The following is a 17,027-nucleotide window of genomic DNA, read 5'->3' as shown; positions in this document are numbered from 1 at the left end:
TCACGCGGGCATCATGCTGACATGCGCCGCCGCCACCTTCCAGCCGTGCGGCGTGCGCACCCAGGTCTGCATCTGCCGCCCGATCGCCCCCTCAAAATCCGGCCGGTGAAACAGCGTGGAAGCGGTGGCGAAATCCCGCCCGTAGGTGGTGATCACCGTCCGCTCCAGCTTTCGCGTGAACGGCGCCTGCACGGCGCGAAACCCCTTCACCTCCTCAAAGCCGTGCTGCACTTCGGACACACCATAGCGCACCGTCACGGGGCTATCGAGAAACAGCGACAGCAGCGTCTCGTTGTCATTGGCCAGAAGGGCCGTCTCGTACCGGGCAAAGATCTCCTCTACCTCCGCCCGCGTTTCGGGATGGTTGATCTCCATCATCAGGCCTTCCTGCTTTTCATCATGCGCGATTTCAATTCGGTGAGAAACGGAATGTTTTCAAACTGGTCCGGGCGCACCCGGTCCCAGTCGACACCCGGCGGACGCGGCTGGCGGTTGCCGGTAACGATCAGTTCGCCTTCCGTCGCCACCAGATCGAGCGGGGAATCATGGCTTTCGATCACCACGTCTTTGGCCTCCACCAGCTGCACCGAATGCACGGTGGTCGCGAGCGGCGTCTCATCGCCGATAATGCCCATTTCGCGAAAGATGGCCGTTTCCAGATCGGCAAAGCCCGCCCCCTTGCCGGTGCGTCCACCCTCGCGCGACACGGCAACGGAGCCGACGACGCAGAAATCCAGCGGCTCGATCTCCTCAAAGCCGATCCGCTCGCCATGCTCGACAAAGCCTTGCGACACCGCAGCCAGTTCGAAGGAAATGCCCTTATCCGTCAGCTTTTGCGGATCGAGCCGCAGATAGGGGAACTCCCGGGTGAGGTAGGGCACCGGCGCATAGACCGTCTTGCCTTCATAGAGCGCGCGCAGGCGGATCGGGATCTGCGGCGCATCCGGATTGGTTTTCACCGTGCGCGCCGCCCGCCATGCCGGTGTCTGCGACAGAAGATAGGCGGCGCGATCGGCGCCGACGAAATTCGGGATCATGCTCCAGGCGGGGCCGATGGCGACGCCCCTTTCTTCAAGTGCGGCCCAGATGCGGTTGCGCACACGGTCTTTCCCCGTATTGCGTCCGGCCCATCGGCCGCGGCCTGCGACATCAGGCATGGATCGGCGCCTCTGCAAAGGCGGCCTCAAGTGCCACGGAGGGGGCCGCCCATCCGACGATGCCGCCCTGCGCCACCATCATCTCGATGGCCGCCTGCTTGAAGGCCGGGAAATAACTTTCCGTGCCATCTTCGATGAGCAGGCATTCATAGCCGCGATCATTGGCCTCGCGCATGGAAGTCTGCACGCAGACCTCGGTGGTGACGCCGGTGAAGAGCAGATGCGTGATGCCCTTGTTGTCGAGGATGGACTGGATGTCGGTGCCAAAGAACATGCCCTTGCCGGGCTTGTCGATGACCACTTCGCCGGCCACCGGCTTCAGCGCCTCGATGATCTGGTTGCCCGGTTCTCCGCGCACCAAGAGCCGGCCCATCGATCCCGTTTCACCGATTCTCAGCGGTGCGTTCCCCCGCGCGATCTTGGAGGGCGGGCAATCGGAAAGATCCGGCAGATGCGCCTCGCGCGTATGGATGACCGGCCAGCGCTTGCGGCGAAAGAGTTCAAGCAGCTTTGCAATGGTGGGCACGATCGCCTCCAGCCGCTGAACGTCATTGCCCAGCGCATCGCCAAAGCCGCCCTTCTCGATGAAATCGCGCTGCATGTCGATGACGACAAGGGCGGTCCGGCCGGGAATGAACGGATAGGGATAGGGCCGTGCGGGAACGGGGATCGTCGTCGGCGTGGTCATGATCGGTCTGCCCTCAATGTCCGGCCATGTGCTGGCCAATCGTGTTGCGGTCCGTCGCTTCGGTTGCGGCGATATAGGTGATCGTGCCGCCGGACATCACCGCGACCCGGTCTGCCAGTTCAAGGATTTCGTCGAGATCCTCCGAGACCAGCAGCACGGCTGCCCCTCGGTTGCGGGCTTCCATGATCTGGCTGCGGATATCGGCGACGGAGGCGAAATCCAGTCCGAAACAGGGATTGGCGACGATCAGCACATCGACATCGCCCGAGAGTTCGCGTGCCAGAACCGCGCGCTGCACATTGCCGCCCGAGAGCGTTTCGATCGGCGCATCCGGCGAGGTGGTCTTTACCCGGTAGCGGGCAATCAGGTCCTCGGCCTTGGCGCGCATCGGCGCTTTCGACATCCACCAGCCAAGGCTTGCGATCGGCGGTTTGTCGAAGGAGCGGAAGGCAATGTTTTCCGCCACGCTCATGCGCGGCACCGTGGCGTTCTTCAACGGCTCCTCGGGCAGCCCGAAGACGCGAAACCGGTCGAAATTGCCGCGCTTGGGCGTAAACACCTCGCCGCGAATGGTCATTTCGCCATCGGTGAGCGGCCGCTGGCCGGCCAGCGCCTCCACCAGCGCGCTCTGCCCGTTGCCCGAGACGCCGGCGACACCGACGATCTCGCCGCCGCGGATCTTGAGGTTGACCCCCTGGATAGCGGGAAGCCCCGCATCGTCTTCGGCGCAGAGACCCGCAAGCTCCAGCACCATCGGCTGCTCAGGCAGAACGGCGCGCGTGGCGCGCTCGCGCACCTGCGTGTCGCCGATCATCATGCGGCTCATCTCTTCGACGCTTGCCGTCTTGGCATCCCCCTCCCCCGTCAGGCGTCCGCGCCGGAGCACGGAGAAGCGGTCGCAGAAACTCTTCACCTCGCGGAATTTGTGGGAAATCATCAGCACGGTGATCTCGCCGCGCTCGCACATGCCGTGGAGAAGGCCGAGCATCTCGTCGGCCTCGCCCGGCGTCAGCACCGAGGTCGGCTCGTCGAGGATCATGAAGCGCTGGTCGAGGTAGAGCAGTTTTAAAATTTCGAGCTTCTGCTTTTCACCGGCAGAGAGCGCGGAAACCTGCGCATCCAGCGGCACGCGGAACGGCATGGTTTCCATGAAGGCATCGAGCGCCCGGCGCTCCTTCGCCCAGTTGATGACGGAGGGAGTATCGGCGCGGGAAATGACGAGATTTTCCGCAGCCGTCAGGCAGGGCACAAGCGTAAAATGCTGATAGACCATGCCGATGCCATGGGCGCGCGCATCGCGCGGCGAGCGGATGGAAATCGCCTTGCCATCCAGTGTCACCTGCCCCTTGTCGGGCGAATAAAAGCCCATGATGCATTTGACGAGCGTCGACTTGCCGGCACCGTTTTCACCGAGCAGCGCGTGGAAGGAACCGGCCGCCACGTCGATCGAGACGTCGCCGAGGGCCGTAAACGCGCCAAACGTCTTCGTCATGCCATGGGCCGAGAGTGACGGCGCCATTTTGGCAGAGGGGGTTTCGAGAGGCAGTGCACTCATCCGCGTTCCTCCGGCAGCGCCGCGATGAAATCGGCCGAATTGGAGACGGCGCCGAACACGCCGCCCTGCATCTTGATCATGTCGATGGCAGCAAGATGGTTTTCGCGCTTGGTGGCAGCACAGCAATCCTCCAGCAACAGGCATTCATAGCCGCGGTCATTGGCATCGCGCATGGTGGTGTGGACGCAGACATCGGTGGTTACACCGGTCAGCACGATATTGCGGATGCGCTTCGTCTGCAGCACCAGCTCAAGGTCGGTGGCCAGAAACGAGCCCTTGCCGGGCTTGTCGATGATCGCCTCGCCCGGTTCCGGCTGCAGTTCGGGAATGATTTCCCAGCCCGGTTCGCCGCGCACCAGAATGCGCCCGCACGGCCCCTGATCGCCGATGCCGGCGCCGATGCGCTGCGAGCGCCAGCGCTTGTTGGCGGGAAGATCCGACAGATCCGGCTTGTGGCCTTCCCGCGTGTGGATGATCGGATAGCCTTTTGCGCGAAGGGCAGTCAGCACGCGGGAAATCGGCTCGATCGGCGCCCGCGTCAGCGAGATGTCATAGCCCATGCTGTCGACATAGCCACCCGGCGCACAGAAATCGATCTGCATGTCGATGACGATCAGCGCCGTGTTGTGCGGCCCCCAGTCGCCGTCGAAGGGCCAGGGATAGGGATCGGCCGCCAGCGTTTTTCCACCCGGCACCAGGGCCTTGGCAATGCGTTCGTCGAGCGTGTTCATGGGGGACCTCACTTGGTAATCGAAAGTTCGCCCGGAGCCTCACGGGCGGCCGCCTTCGAGCGGGCGGACGCGACCATGATGAAGAGCGTGAGGATGTAGGGAGCGGCGTTGAAGAAATAATAGCCTTGCGAAATGCCGACCGATTGCAGCGAGGGCCCGAGCGCGCCGGCGGCCCCGAAGAGAAGGGCTGCCAGAATGCAGCGCAGCGGCCCCCAGCGGGCAAAGATGACGAGCGCCACCGCCATCAGCCCCTGACCGGAGGACAGGCCCTGGTTCCATGAGCCCGGATAATAGAGCGACAGGAAGGCGCCGCCGATGCCGGCCAGAAAGCCGCCGACCGCCGTTGCGATGAAGCGCACCAGATCGACGGAGACGCCCATGGCCTTGGCGGCAGCGGCGCTGTCGCCGGTCATGCGGATGATGAGGCCAAAGCGCGTGTTGCGAAACGCCCAGGCCATGAAAAGCGCAAGGCCGACGCCGACGAAGAACAGCGGGTTCACCTCCAGCGCCTGGGCAAGGCGCGGATCGCCCGTCCAGTCGCCGAGATGGATGGCCTCGAGCCGCGGCGCCTGCGGCTGGATATACGGTTTTCCGAAAAAGAAGGCGAGGCCGGTGCCGAAGCTCATGAAGGCAATGCCGACGGCGATATCGTTGACCTTCGGCAGCTTGCAGATGAAGCCGTGCAGGGCGCCGAGCACAAGGCCGGCGCAGCCGGCAAAGAGCACGCCTGTCCAGGGGCTTCCGGTCAGATAGGAGGCGGCATAGGCCACCATGGCGCCGAGCACCAGGCTCCCCTCCAGCCCCAGATTGATGCGGCCCGACTTTTCCGTCAGACATTCGCCGAGCGCCACGAACATGAAGGGCGTGGAGACGCGGATGGCGCCACCGAGCATGGCAATGAGGGCGGTCACCATTGCGCCGTCGCTGATGGTGGCATTCATGTGCGGTCCTCCGCGCTTTTCGGCTGGAAAAAGGGAATGCGGCCGTAAAAGGTCTCGCTGGTCAGAAGCACCACGAAAATGAGGCCCTGCAGCACCAGAACCGTGGCATCCGGCATGCCCATGCGCCGCTGGATGACGCCGCCCGCCGCCGCAAGCGCTCCGAAGAGAACCGCGACCGGCACCACCGCGAGCGGCACCTGGCGGGCGAGAAAGGCAACCAGAATGCCGGTGAAGCCATAGCCCGCGACCAGCGAGGCATTCGCCTGCCCATGAACCGCGGCGACCTCGTAGAAGCCGGCAAGACCGGCACAGCCGCCCGCCAGCATGCAGCAGATGACGATAAGTTTCCCGACCGGCAACCCCTGCGCAAGGGCGGCGCGCGCATTGCCGCCGGTAACGCGGGCGGCAAAACCGAAGGTGGTGCGCGTCATCGCCACATGCAGGATGACAGCCAGCAGAAGGCCGGCGGCCAGCCCCCAATGCACCTGCGTGCCCGGAATGGCACCGATGCGATAGGCATCGCCGATCGGCATGGTAGAGGGCTTGTTGGCCGAGGCCGGATCGCGCAGCGCCCCTTCCACGAAGAAATTCATCGTGGCGATGGCGATATAGGAGAGGAGCAGCGAGGAAATGGTTTCGTTGACGCCGCGATAATAGCGCAGCCAGCCGGCAAAGCCGATCCAGACCCCGCCTGCAAGAATGGCGGCAAGCGCCATCACCGGCAGGGTGAGAAAAGGCGCCACGCCGGAGGAGACCAGCGGAATGGCGATGGCGGCGGCGGCAAGCCCACCCAACACCAGCGCCCCCTCGCCGCCGATCATGGTGAGCCCGATGCGGGCGGGAATGGCAAAGGCAAGGCCGGTAAGGATCAGCGGTGCGGCGCGCTGCAGCGAGTTCTGGAACGAGAAGCTCGACCCGAAGCCGCCGACCCAGATCAGCTGGAAGAACATTAGCGGCGATTTGCCAAGGCATAGCAGGAAAATCGAAAACAGCGCCGCAGACACGATGAGCGCCGCCAGCGGTATGAAGATGGATTCGGCAAGTTTGAGCGTGCCGACGCTCGGACGGCGCTTCACCGCCGCCACCGAAAGAGGTTGAACCGTCATGTCTGCCACTTGCATTCTCCTCTCACCGGAGATCTGCCCGGATGCTGGGCGAACCTGTCTTCCCGAGGGCCATTTCTGCTGGAGCGGCCGATGCCGCAGGGTGAACCTTTTGACCGGACGGATGCAGGCGACCATCGGCCGGAGGCGACGTCTCCTATCCGTTGAACGAGGGTGCGTGCGTCGAAACCCCCTCTGGCTTGCCAGCCATCTCCCCCACAAGGGGGGAGAAGACCTGCCGCGCCGTGGTGCCCAGATGGGGCAGTCCCGTGTCGGCTGGGTTAGCCCCTCCCCCCTTGTGGGGAGGGGTTGGGGAGGGGTGCTCCACCGATAGTCGCCCGTGCCCGTCTCCAGGCGGTCTCAGGTGATCGAACCCTGCACGCCTTCCAGCAGCCAGTTCATGCCGTCGAGATAGGGGTCGTAATTGTCATAGGTCTTGTCGACCACGACCTTGCCCTGGTTGTCCTTCAGCGTGCCCTTGTAGATCGGCGCGCCACCTTTGAGGGCGGCAACGGCCGCATCGGCTGCCTTCTTGGCCGCATCGGTTGCGCCGGCGCCGTAAGGCGTGGAGCGCAGCATATCCTTGTCATAGCCGCCGACGAGGAAGTTCGGCAAGGTCTTCTTGGCGCCGATATCGGCAGCGAACGACTTGTAGATCGTCTCCCACTTGTATTCGGCGCCGGTGATGAAGCCCTTCGGCGCAAGCGGGGCCTGCGAGGCATTGTGGCCGAGCGATTTTACGCCGCGCGCTTCCGCCGTTTCGATCACCACTTTCGGGCTGTCGACATGGCAGGTGATGACATCGCAGCCGGCATCGACCAGCGCGTTTGCCGCTTCCGCCTCGCGCACCGGCAGCGACCAGTCGCCGGTGAAGATGACACGGACAGTAGCGGCCGGATTGACCGAACGGGCGCCGAGCAGCACTGAGTTGATGTTGGACAGCACCGACGGAATAGGCTTTGCCGCGACAAAGCCGATCTTGCCCGTCGGCGACGACAGGCCGGCCGCCACGCCGTTCACATAATGCGCCTGGTTGAGGTAGGGGAAGTAGGAGCCGGCATTCTTCGGGTCCTTGTCCTTCGACCAGAGCGGCGCGGCATGGCGGAATTCGACGGCCGGATATTTCTTCGCCAGATCGACGACGAAGGGATTATAATAGCCGAAGGAGGTGGCGAGGATAAGGTTTGCGCCGTCGAGATTGATCATGGATTCGATCGACTTGGCGACCGCATCCGTTTCCGGCACGTTTTCCTCTTCGATGACGGTGACGCCCGACACCTGCTTCAGCGCGGCGGCGGCCACGGCATGAGCCTGGTTCCAGCCGAAATCATCACGCGGGCCGACATAGACGATGCCGACGGTCACGGCGCCCGTGGCGCTGGCAGATCGCATCGGCAGGGTTGTTGCAGCGGCACCGGCAAGGCCGGCCTTGATCAGCGCGCGGCGGGACAGTTCGTATCGAGACATTGGCACTCCCCTTGTTTTTGCTTCAACCCCGTCCGGGTCTCCGCAAAGAACGATGCAAAGGGCGTGCCACGCGCAATTGGGCAATCAAGTGCTTGAAATCCTTCGAAGCGGCGGATTAAGAGCACCTCCCGCAATGCGGCTAAATATTCATCATAATTTTCGACATGATTATTTTATGTTCATATCCATCCGCATTGCATACAACGAAAGCAGCCACTGACACACAGGTGCAGAGCACGGCAAAGGCCGAGATCGGCCTGCCGTGCTCTGCCAAAAAGCCGAAAAATTCTGTTAGCCGCGGGTCAGCACCGCGAAAGATTCGTAAGGCTGCAGCGTCATTCTGCCCCGCACCTCGGACACCGGACTATAATTCCAGATGAGGGCCTCGCCTGCGGTCTGCAGTTCCCCCGGCAGTTCCAGCTCGAGCGGCGTGCCGCTGAAGCTTGCAATCACCGTCACCCGCTCACCCTCCAGCACGCGCGTATAGACGAAGACGTCGGGATGCTGGTCGAGGAAGGACTGGTAGCTGCCGTAGACGATGACATCGTGGCTCTTGCGCAGCGCAATGAGCCTGGCATGGTGGTGGAAGACCGAGTGTTCGTTCCGAACCGCCGCATCCGCGTTGATCTGGCGATAATTCGGGTTCACCGCAATCCATGGCGTGCCGCTTGTAAACCCGGCCTGCGGAGCGGCCGACCACTGCATGGGCGTGCGCGCATTGTCGCGGCTGTTTTCATTGGCGCCCTTGATGAATGCGTCCTCAGCAAGCCCGGCCTCAAGGCTCAGCCGATGCATGTTCAGCGTCTCGATATCGCGGTATTCGCTGATCCGCTCGAAAGGCACATTGGTCATGCCGATCTCCTCGCCCTGATAAATATAGGGCGTGCCCTTCATGAGGTGTAGCACGGTTGCCAGCGTCTTTGCCGATTGAACGGGAAAACGGCGATCGTCGCCATAGCGGGAAACCGCCCGCGGCAGATCGTGATTGCCCCAGAACAGCGAATTCCATCCATCTGCGGCAAGCGCCTGCTGCCATTTGGAAAACGAGGCCTTGAGCGCCACGAGATCAAACGGTTTCGAGCGCCATTTACCAAAACTTTCGTCCCAGCGCTGCGTCACATGCTCGAACTGGAAGATCATCGACAGCTCGCCGCGGTCGCGCCCGCAATAGAGAAGCGCCGAACCCGGCGTCGCGCTCCAGGTTTCGCCAACCGTCAGCACATCGCGCGGGCCAAAAGTTTCGCGGTGCATTTCCTGGAGATAGTCGTGAAGATGCGCCCCGTCGCTCAGGATGCCGGCATCCACCTGCTTGCCGATAAGGTCGATCACATCCATGCGAAAACCGGCAATGCCGCGATCCAGCCACCAGTTCATCATGCGGTAGATCTCGGCGCGGACGTTCGGGTTTTCCCAGTTCAGATCCGGCTGGCGACGCGAAAACAGGTGCAGGTAATACTGGCCGGTGGCCGGATCGAGCGTCCAGGCCGGCCCGCCGAAATTGGATTGCAGCGCGCTTGGCACCCCGCCATCCGGCGCCGGATCGCGCCAGATGTAGAAGTCGCGATAGGGATTGTCGCGGGAGGCGCGCGCCTCAACAAACCACGGATGATCATCCGAGGTGTGGTTGACGACAAGATCCAGAAGGATGCCGATGCCGCGATCCTTGGCGGCCCGCACCAGCCGGTCGAACTCCTCCAGCGTGCCGAATTCCGGAGCGATGTCCTGATAATCGGAAATGTCGTAGCCGTTGTCGTCCATGGGCGAGCGAAAGATCGGTGACAGCCAGATCACGTCGATGCCGAGCTTTTCCAGATAATCGAGCTTGCCGATGATCCCACCAAGATCGCCGATCCCGTCACCATTGCTATCGGCAAAACTGCGCGGATAGATCTGGTAGACGGTGGCCGAGTGCCACCATTTGCGTGGCAAAACACCGGCTTGCGGCAAATGATGCGTCACATCCTGCATGGGCTTCTCCTTCTGTGTCCTCCATTATTTAGAAGCAAGTTCCCGAACGTCATCCCCGAAAAACGGCAATCTGCCTATTCGGCGGCGGCGCGTGCCACGGGCTTTCGCATGTCGCCGCTGTCGCGGCTTCGCAGGTGCCAGGAAAAGGCCTCCTCGAGCAGATGCGGCGTGTGACCGCCCCGGCTTGACGCGCGATCGAAGTAATCCTGAAGCGCATCCCGGTAGCTTGGGTGGGCGCAATGCGCAATCACCTTGGCCGCCCGCTCGCGCGGCGCAAGTTCGCGCAGGTCCGCAAGTCCATTTTCCGTCACGATGATATCGACGTCGTGTTCGGTGTGATCGACATGCGCCACCATCGGCACGATCGAGGAAATCCGCCCGCCCTTGGCCAGCGATTTCGTCACGAAGATCGACAGATAGGCGTTGCGGGCAAAATCGCCCGAACCGCCGATGCCGTTCATCATGTGCGTGCCATTGACATGGGTGGAGTTCACATTGCCGTAGATATCCACTTCCAGCGCTGTGTTGATGCCGATGACGCCGAGGCGGCGGATGACTTCCGGATGATTGCTGATTTCCTGCGGGCGCAGCACGAGCCGGTCCTTGTAGCGCTCGAAATCACCATAGACGCGGGCGCTGCAGGCTGATGAGAGCGTGATCGACGAGCCCGAGGCAAAGGAGAGCTTACCGGCATCGAAGAGATCGAAGGTGCTGTCCTGGAGCACTTCGCTATAGAGGCGAAGGTGGTGGAACGGCCCGTCGGAAAGACCCGCCAGCACGGAATTGGCAATCGTGCCGATGCCGGCCTGCAAGGGGTTCAGCGTCAGATCCAGCCGGCCAAGCGCAACCTCCTGCTCGAAGAAGCCGATCAGGTGATCGGCAATCGCCTGGGTTTCGGCATCGGCGGGCTCGATGGTGGAAAAGCTGTCCTGCTCCTTGGTGATGACGATGGCGGCGATCTTGTCCGGGTCGATCGGGATATAGGGCAGGCCTGCGCGCGTATCGCAGGCGATGACCGGAATGGCCTCGCGCGTAGGGCGCTTCGTCGGAATGTAGATGTCGTGCAGGCCCTCCAGGTCGAGCGACTGCGACAGGTTGATCTCAACGATCACCTTCTTGGCCAGAATGGCAAAGCTTGCCGAATTGCCGATCGAGGTGGAGGGAATGATGCCGCCATCCTCGCGGATCGCGGCGGCCTCAATGATCGCGTAATCGATCGGCCCGAGCTGGTTGGAGCGCAGGTGTTCCACCGTTTCCGACAGGTGCTGGTCGATGAACATCACCTCGCCGCGATTGATGGCGGCGCGCAGGGTCGCATCCGTCTGGAAGGGCATGCGGCGGGCGAGCACATGCGCTTCCGTCAGCATGCGGTCGATATCGTGGCCAAGCGAAGCGCCGGTCAGAAGCGTGATCTGGAAGGGATCGGTCTTGGCCCGCTCGGCCATCGCAATCGGCACCGCCTTTGCGTCACCGGCCCGTGTAAACCCGCTCATGCCGATGATCATGCCGTCACGGATCAGACTGGCCGCAGCCGCGGGGCTGACGATCTTGTCCATGAGGGAGGGGCGTCTGATACGGTCTTCAAGCATGGCCTTGCGTCCTGGCGTTTCATCAAAAGTCCTCCCGGGGCAAAACCTAGCGGGAGATGATGGCGATGCCTTGACCGAAATCAAGCCGCAGCACCGGTTCGCTGGTGCAACGACGTCTCTTCAAGCCGTGAAGTGGCGAAAATCCGCAGAACCTTGTGTGTTAAACCCTTGAAAAGGAGAGATGCTGCCGCATGTATCGCGTCGGACGACGTGATGCAGAAAAGTGAATTTTGCGTGGATACGCCTTCTCGCCAAACTCGACCTTCCATCCTGGTGCTGGAAGATGACATGCTTCTGGCCATGGATATGGAGGATCATCTCCTCGACCGTGGCCACCGGATCAGCGGTCCCTATAGCCGCGTCGCCCAGGCCCTTGCCGATATTCCCCGGCTGAACCTGATGGGTGCCATTGTCGATCTGAACCTCAATGGCGAGCTTTCCTTTCCGGTTATCGAATGTCTGAAGGAACGGGCAATTCCGGTCATCGTGTGCAGCGGCTATGCCGAACTTCCAGAACTCAAGGCCCGCGTGGGCGATGTTCCGTTGATGCCGAAGCCGTGGAACCCGGACGCGCTGGATGCGCTGATTGTGCAGACGTTCCGGACGCAAGGCGCGACCCCTCCCGTCCGCTGAGCCGATCCTCCGGTCGCCGCTCCAGCGACCGGGACGTGCGTGCGGCGTAACCGTCGCTTACGAAACCTGTTCTGCGCCGATATCCTGCCAGGCCTCATAGGCCGACAGAACCGTTTCCATCTGCGCCGTGTGGCCGGCGATGAAGGCCTCGCCATAGATGGTTTCGTCCGGATATTCGGTGATCAGCGTCATCGGCACGGTATGGCGGTCATCCACCGAGGAGAGGCATGGAAAGCCGTTGATGATGCGAAAGCCGGTTTCGCCGGCATGGATCTCGTAAAGCGCGATCTGGCGGTCGTTATAGGCGAGCAGGCCGGGGATCTTGCCGAGATGGCGGGTGACGCGGTCAAGCAGCGCCTCCGCATGTCCCTCGAAATTCGGATGGTGGCGCATGATGAGGAAAAAGCCTTTCGGCAGCGTCCACATGCCAAAGCCGCGCGGCACATAGCCCGAAAGCGGGCGTGTCCATTCGTGGCTTGGATAACCGTGCAGGTTGATGTGCAGCTCTGCGCCGCTGAGCTTCTGCGCCGCAAGGCGGATCTCTTTCTCGTTGAGGTGGCTGCCGGCATTTTCCGCCGTGCGATATTCCAGATCATCGCCGAGTGCCGTGTAGCGGGCGGCGTGGTGCATGTGGCGGGGGTTGTCCCGACGAAGACGCTGATGGATCGCATAGCCATCCGGATTTTCGAGCGGCGACACTGTGAAATGCGCCCCATCCCGAGCCTTCAGGATCGTGGCTGCCCGAAGCGCGCCGACAATGCCGGTGGTTTCGTTCGGATGCTGGCCGCCGCTGATCATCACGGGCAAGTCCGTGCCGCGGACATAGCGGGCGGAGAGCACGCGGCCGGACCGCGCGCGCGCCTCGAAGGCCTCGCCGCCGATGCTGTCGAGGACCGCTGCGACCTCACGGGTGGCGATCGGCTCCCGCGCGGTATCGAGATCCTGGTCGGCGCCATCGAGAAAACCGGTCTCCAGCGCGCGCGTGGCGATGCGCACGGAAATCTCGCCCGTGCTTTTGACGATCTCCGGCACGATCTGGCCGGGCTTCAGCCCCCGGTCGCCGAGCGGACGGCCGGATTTCTTCTGGAAATACTCAAGCAGGGAGAAGTAAAAATCCTCGTGCAGCGCCTCGCGCAGGCTGACAACCTCGTCGCCCAGCGGCAGCGGTTCGTCTGCGGCGGGATGGCTCACATGGATGTTCAGCTCCTCGAAATAGGGCTCTTCGGCTCCCCAGGCATGGCCGGCAATGGCTGAAACGGCCGCGTCGAACAGCATTTCGTAATCGGTTTCCAGACGATCGCCCGCCTCCCCTGCCCGCTTGAGCCAGCCGGTGGGCGACAGGTTCGTTTCGCCGACGGCATCCTGATGGACGCGGTTCGGGGCAAGAACCAGGTGGGTTTCGCGCTTGCCGTTGCGACGAAGCGTCACCTCGTAGAACATCGCGTCGTCGCTGCGCGCCAGAAAGGTGATGCGGGCGGGGGACACCAGGCCGGCGAGCGGATAGGCCTCCAGCCGGAAGCGGTTTTCGGGCGCTGCGGCATGCACCGGATAACGAATGTCGATACTCTCGACGCCGTTCAGATCCGCCTCCTCCAGGAAGAAGGAGAGGAGCGGCTTGTAGGCGCTGCGGATGCGGGCGGTGACACCCTTTTGCTTCAGCGCCTGTTCGGCCTCTTCGCGGCTTTTCCGGTCATCGAAGGTCCAGGCCTCGATGCTGTCTCCCGGTTTTGCGTCGGCCACCAGCCGATCCAGCGTGCGCTCGAAGGTTTTTGCGAAGATCTCGGTCATGGATTACCTCGTGGTTCTGCCGGTCGGGTCGAGGCTGTCGCGCAGCCAGTCGCCGAGAAGGTTGAGGCCAAGCACCGTCAAGAGGATGCCGAGACCCGGAAAGACGCTGACCCACCAGGCGGTCTGCAGATAGGTGCGGCCATCGGCGAGCATCCCGCCCCAGCTCGGAATGGTCGGATCAACGCCGAGGCCCAGGAAGGTCAGGCTGCTTTCAAGCAGGATATTGTTGGCGACGTTGAGGGTCATCAGCACGATGACCGGGCCGATGAGGTTCGGCAGCAGGTGCTGGAGGATGATGCGCCAGTCGGCCACGCCGATGGCACGCGCTGACAGGATGAATTCGCGTTCCCGTAGCGTCAGCACCGATCCGCGCACGAGGCGGGCATATTGCACCCATTGCGACACGATGAGCAGGATGATGGTGTTGGTCAGGCTGCCGCCAACGATGGCGATAAAGGTGATGGCAAGCAGGATGAACGGCATGGCGAGCTGGATATCGGCAAACCGCATCACAACCATATCCCAGAAGCCGCGATAATAACCGGCGATCAGCCCCATCAGGACGCCAAAAATGACGGCGCCGATGACGGAGGTGAAGCCGACGAGCAGCGAGATCTTGCCGCCGGCCACGACGCGGGCGAGCACATCGCGCCCGAGCGGATCGGTGCCGAAGGGGTGGGCGGCGCTGGCAAAGGGCTTTGCCAGGCGCGCCATCAGGTCAATCTTGTCGGCGCCGCCGGGAAACAGCACGTCGGAAAAGATGACGGCCAGGCAGATGACGGTGGTGAGCGTGGCGCCGAGGATGAATTCGAGGCTTGCAAAACGCGAGCGGCGTGTGGTCGTGGTGGCCATGTCTATCACTCCGTCCGGATGCGCGGATCGACAAGCCCATAGGCGATATCGACCAGAAGATTGATGCCGACGATCATCAGCGACAAAACGGTGATGACGGCCTGCAGAACGGGATAATCGCGGCCTGCCACCGCATCGAAGGCGAGCGAACCCATGCCCGGCCAGTTGAACACCCGCTCGATGACGACGATGCCGCCAAGAAGCCCACCGAATTGCAGGCCGAAATAGGTGATGAGCGGAATGGCGCAGTTGCGCAGCGCATGCTTGTAGAGAACCTTGGTTTCGCTCAAACCCTTGGCGCGGGCCACCATCACATATTGCGACTGCAGCGTTTCCAGCATCGAGCTGCGCACGAGACGCACATTGGTGGCGGTGAGGATAATTCCCATGGTGATGGCGGGCATCACATAACTTTCCGCCCCCGACATGCCACTTGGCGGCAGCCAGCCGAGCGTGATGGCAAAGAGCAGCACCAGCATGGTCGCAAGCCAGAAATTGGGAAACGACAGGCCAATGAGCGAAAAGATGCGGATTGCCTGATCGGCCGCCTTGCCCTTGGCGGTCGCCGCCTTGATGCCAAGCGGAATGGAGAGAACGATCGACACGGCCATGGAGATGAAGGCGAGCAGCAGCGTTGCCGGCAGCGCATTGCCGATCAGCAGCGAAACGGGCGTTCCCCCGGTAAAGCTCTTGCCGAAATCGAGCGTCACCATGCCCTTGAGGAAATTCAGATACTGCACGATGAAGGGCTGGTCGGTGCCAAGCGCCACGCGGATGCGCGCCAGATCCTCCTCCGTCATGCTGCCGCCGCCCTGGAACATCATCAGGGCCGGATCGCCGGTGAGGCGAATGGCAAACGAGACGACAAGGGTAATGGCAATGACGACGAAGATCGCTTGCAGCAATCGCTTGATGAGAAAACCGGCCACGTGTTGCAGTCCTTCAGGATCAGGCGGGATCGGAAAAAGCGGTGCCGCCGCACAAGGTCGGCGGCACCGGACGGGTCAGGTCACTCGACGGTGACGTCGGTCAGCTTCAGGCGGTTGTCGGGCGGTGCGACAAAGCCCTTCACGCGCTTGGAGATGCCGTAGATCGACTTCGAATTGTAGAGCGGCAGTTCGAGAGCCCGATCGGCTGCGTATTTGGCAACGTCCTTCAGGATCTTTTCGCGCTCTGCCCTGTCGGTGAGCGGGCGCTGCGATTCCAGAAGCTTGTCCAGCGTCTCGTCCTTGTCATAGGGATTCCACTTCTCGCCGGAGTGGTACATGGCATAGGCCGTGTTGTCGAAATCGAAGGTCCAGCCGCCCCACTTCTGCTGGAACATCGCGCCGGTCTTGCCCTGCGGGATGATGTCGTTGAGGAGCACGTTGGTTTCATATGGCTTGATGGTGGCGGTGAGGCCGACCATCTGCAGGTAGCTTGCGATCACCTGCGCCACTTCGTTCATCGTCGCGTCATTGCCGCGGATGTCGATCTGCAGCGTCGCGCCGGGCTTGACGCCGGCTTCCGCCAGCAGCTTCTTGGCGCCGGCCGGATCATAGGGCAGGCCCTTCAGGTCCTTGTCGTAGCCGAAGGACAGCGCGCCCTGGAAGCTGACGATTTCGGTGGCCTGGCCGGCGAGGATCGACTTGACGATGGTGGCGCGATCGACGGCCATGATGATGGCCTTGCGCACCTTCGGATCGGCGGTCAGGCCGTCGCGGGTGTTGAAACGCAGGGCATCGACCGTCGGGCCTGGAACGCTGACGACTTCAAGCTTGCTGTCGCCCGCGATGACCGGGATCATGCCGATCGGGATGGTCGGCGGAATGACGAGATCCACGCGGCCAGCCTGCAGTTCGGCAACGGCGGTCGCAGGCTCGGAAATGAAGCGGTATTCCAGTTCCGACAGCTTTGGTGCGCCGCCCCAGTAATCCGGGTTGGCTTCCAGCTTGATATTGACCTTCGGCTGGTAGGACACGAACTTGAACGGGCCGGTGCCAACCGGGTTCGTATTGAAATTGTCCTCACCCTTTTCGGTGATGTATTTCGGCGGAACGATCATGGCGCCATAACCGGCAAGCTTCGTCAGCAGCACCGGATCGGGCGCCTTCAGCTTCATGTCGACCGTGTAGTCGTCAATGACTTCTACGCTCTCGATGGCGGTGTAGTTGGACCGCTGCGGGCCCTTGGCGCCCTGTTCACCGAGCAGACGCTCGAAGGTAAACTTGACGGCCGCCGCATTGAAGGGCTCGCCATCATGGAACTTGACGTTCTGGCGCAGCTTGAAGCGGATGCGCTTGCCGCCATCCAGCTCTTCCCAGCTTTCGGCAAGGCCGGGCACGATCTTCAGGTCCGGGCCACGATAGGTCAGGCCATCGAAGATGTTGGTGGCAACGGCGGCCCATTGCACGAGGAAGGTATCGATCGGATCCCAGCTGCCCGGATCCTGCGGGCTCGAAATCGTCATCTTGCCGGCAGCCGCGGCGGGGCCGGCGTAAAAGGCGGTGCCCGACAGGGCGAGCGCGAGGAAGCTTGCGGCAAGGCCGCGGGTGACACTGTGCATTCTGCTGTTC

The 17,027-nt window shown here is 62.5% G+C and carries 15 protein-coding genes; 1 reads left to right on the top strand and 14 read right to left on the bottom strand.

All coding sequences use genetic code 11. The features are described from left to right. The 10 genes from hpxZ to scpC all read right to left on the bottom strand — a co-directional run bounded on the left by hpxZ (position 1) and on the right by scpC (position 11,199). Positions 1–378, bottom strand: a complete 378-nt coding sequence (hpxZ, locus tag ACEXP3_RS15770; RefSeq protein ID WP_377298132.1) for an oxalurate catabolism protein HpxZ — start codon at positions 376–378, stop codon at positions 1–3. After that, positions 378–1,157 (bottom strand): 5-formyltetrahydrofolate cyclo-ligase, encoded by a 780-nt coding sequence (locus ACEXP3_RS15765; protein WP_377298131.1) that lies wholly within the window; start codon positions 1,155–1,157, stop codon positions 378–380. Before ACEXP3_RS15765 ends, hpxZ begins: the two co-directional genes overlap by 1 nt. Next, positions 1,150–1,845: a cysteine hydrolase family protein gene (locus ACEXP3_RS15760; RefSeq protein WP_377298130.1), complete on the bottom strand. Its 696-nt coding sequence runs from the start codon at positions 1,843–1,845 to the stop codon at positions 1,150–1,152. Before ACEXP3_RS15760 ends, ACEXP3_RS15765 begins: the two co-directional genes overlap by 8 nt. A gap of 13 nt (positions 1,846–1,858) precedes the next feature. After that, positions 1,859–3,400, bottom strand: coding sequence for an ABC transporter ATP-binding protein (locus ACEXP3_RS15755; protein ID WP_377298129.1), 1,542 nt, complete (start codon positions 3,398–3,400; stop codon positions 1,859–1,861). Further along, entirely contained in the window at positions 3,397–4,131 is a 735-nt protein-coding gene (gene biuH, locus ACEXP3_RS15750; protein ID WP_210106129.1) for a biuret amidohydrolase, read from the bottom strand. The genes ACEXP3_RS15755 and biuH overlap by 4 nt, the downstream gene beginning before the upstream one ends. Before the next feature lie 8 nt (positions 4,132–4,139). Then, positions 4,140–5,072, bottom strand: coding sequence for an ABC transporter permease (locus tag ACEXP3_RS15745; RefSeq protein ID WP_245366523.1), 933 nt, complete (start codon positions 5,070–5,072; stop codon positions 4,140–4,142). Continuing rightward, a complete protein-coding gene (locus ACEXP3_RS15740; RefSeq protein WP_377298128.1) occupies positions 5,069–6,178 on the bottom strand; it encodes an ABC transporter permease in 1,110 nt (369 codons plus the stop codon). The genes ACEXP3_RS15745 and ACEXP3_RS15740 overlap by 4 nt, the downstream gene beginning before the upstream one ends. A 357-nt stretch (positions 6,179–6,535) precedes the next feature. Further along, entirely contained in the window at positions 6,536–7,642 is a 1,107-nt protein-coding gene (locus tag ACEXP3_RS15735; RefSeq protein WP_210106131.1) for a BMP family ABC transporter substrate-binding protein, read from the bottom strand. A 291-nt stretch (positions 7,643–7,933) separates the two neighbouring features. Beyond that, a complete protein-coding gene (locus tag ACEXP3_RS15730; protein WP_377298127.1) occupies positions 7,934–9,610 on the bottom strand; it encodes a glycoside hydrolase family 13 protein in 1,677 nt (558 codons plus the stop codon). A gap of 74 nt (positions 9,611–9,684) precedes the next feature. Beyond that, entirely contained in the window at positions 9,685–11,199 is a 1,515-nt protein-coding gene (gene scpC / locus ACEXP3_RS15725; RefSeq protein ID WP_377298126.1) for a succinyl-CoA:acetate CoA-transferase ScpC, read from the bottom strand. A 132-nt stretch (positions 11,200–11,331) separates the two neighbouring features. On the opposite strand from scpC, the gene ACEXP3_RS15720 reads away from it, so the two are divergent. Then, positions 11,332–11,832, top strand: coding sequence for a response regulator (locus tag ACEXP3_RS15720; RefSeq protein ID WP_377298125.1), 501 nt, complete (start codon positions 11,332–11,334; stop codon positions 11,830–11,832). Between the two features lie 57 nt (positions 11,833–11,889). Here the strand turns inward: ACEXP3_RS15720 and ACEXP3_RS15715 are convergent, their stop codons facing one another. The 4 genes from ACEXP3_RS15715 to ACEXP3_RS15700 all read right to left on the bottom strand — a co-directional run bounded on the left by ACEXP3_RS15715 (position 11,890) and on the right by ACEXP3_RS15700 (position 17,017). Next, a complete protein-coding gene (locus tag ACEXP3_RS15715) occupies positions 11,890–13,620 on the bottom strand; it encodes a M14 family metallopeptidase (RefSeq protein WP_377298124.1) in 1,731 nt (576 codons plus the stop codon). 3 nt (positions 13,621–13,623) lie between these two features. Continuing rightward, positions 13,624–14,472 (bottom strand): ABC transporter permease, encoded by an 849-nt coding sequence (locus ACEXP3_RS15710; RefSeq protein WP_377298123.1) that lies wholly within the window; start codon positions 14,470–14,472, stop codon positions 13,624–13,626. 5 nt (positions 14,473–14,477) lie between these two features. Beyond that, a complete protein-coding gene (locus ACEXP3_RS15705) occupies positions 14,478–15,401 on the bottom strand; it encodes an ABC transporter permease (protein WP_377298122.1) in 924 nt (307 codons plus the stop codon). A gap of 80 nt (positions 15,402–15,481) precedes the next feature. Next, positions 15,482–17,017 (bottom strand): ABC transporter substrate-binding protein, encoded by a 1,536-nt coding sequence (locus tag ACEXP3_RS15700; RefSeq protein WP_377298121.1) that lies wholly within the window; start codon positions 17,015–17,017, stop codon positions 15,482–15,484. Between the last annotated feature and the right edge of the window lie 10 nt (positions 17,018–17,027).

Source organism: Neorhizobium fuzhouense, assembly GCF_042611105.1.
GTDB lineage: Bacteria > Pseudomonadota > Alphaproteobacteria > Rhizobiales > Rhizobiaceae > Neorhizobium > Neorhizobium galegae_A.
This window is presented reverse-complemented; position numbering and strand designations above follow the sequence as displayed.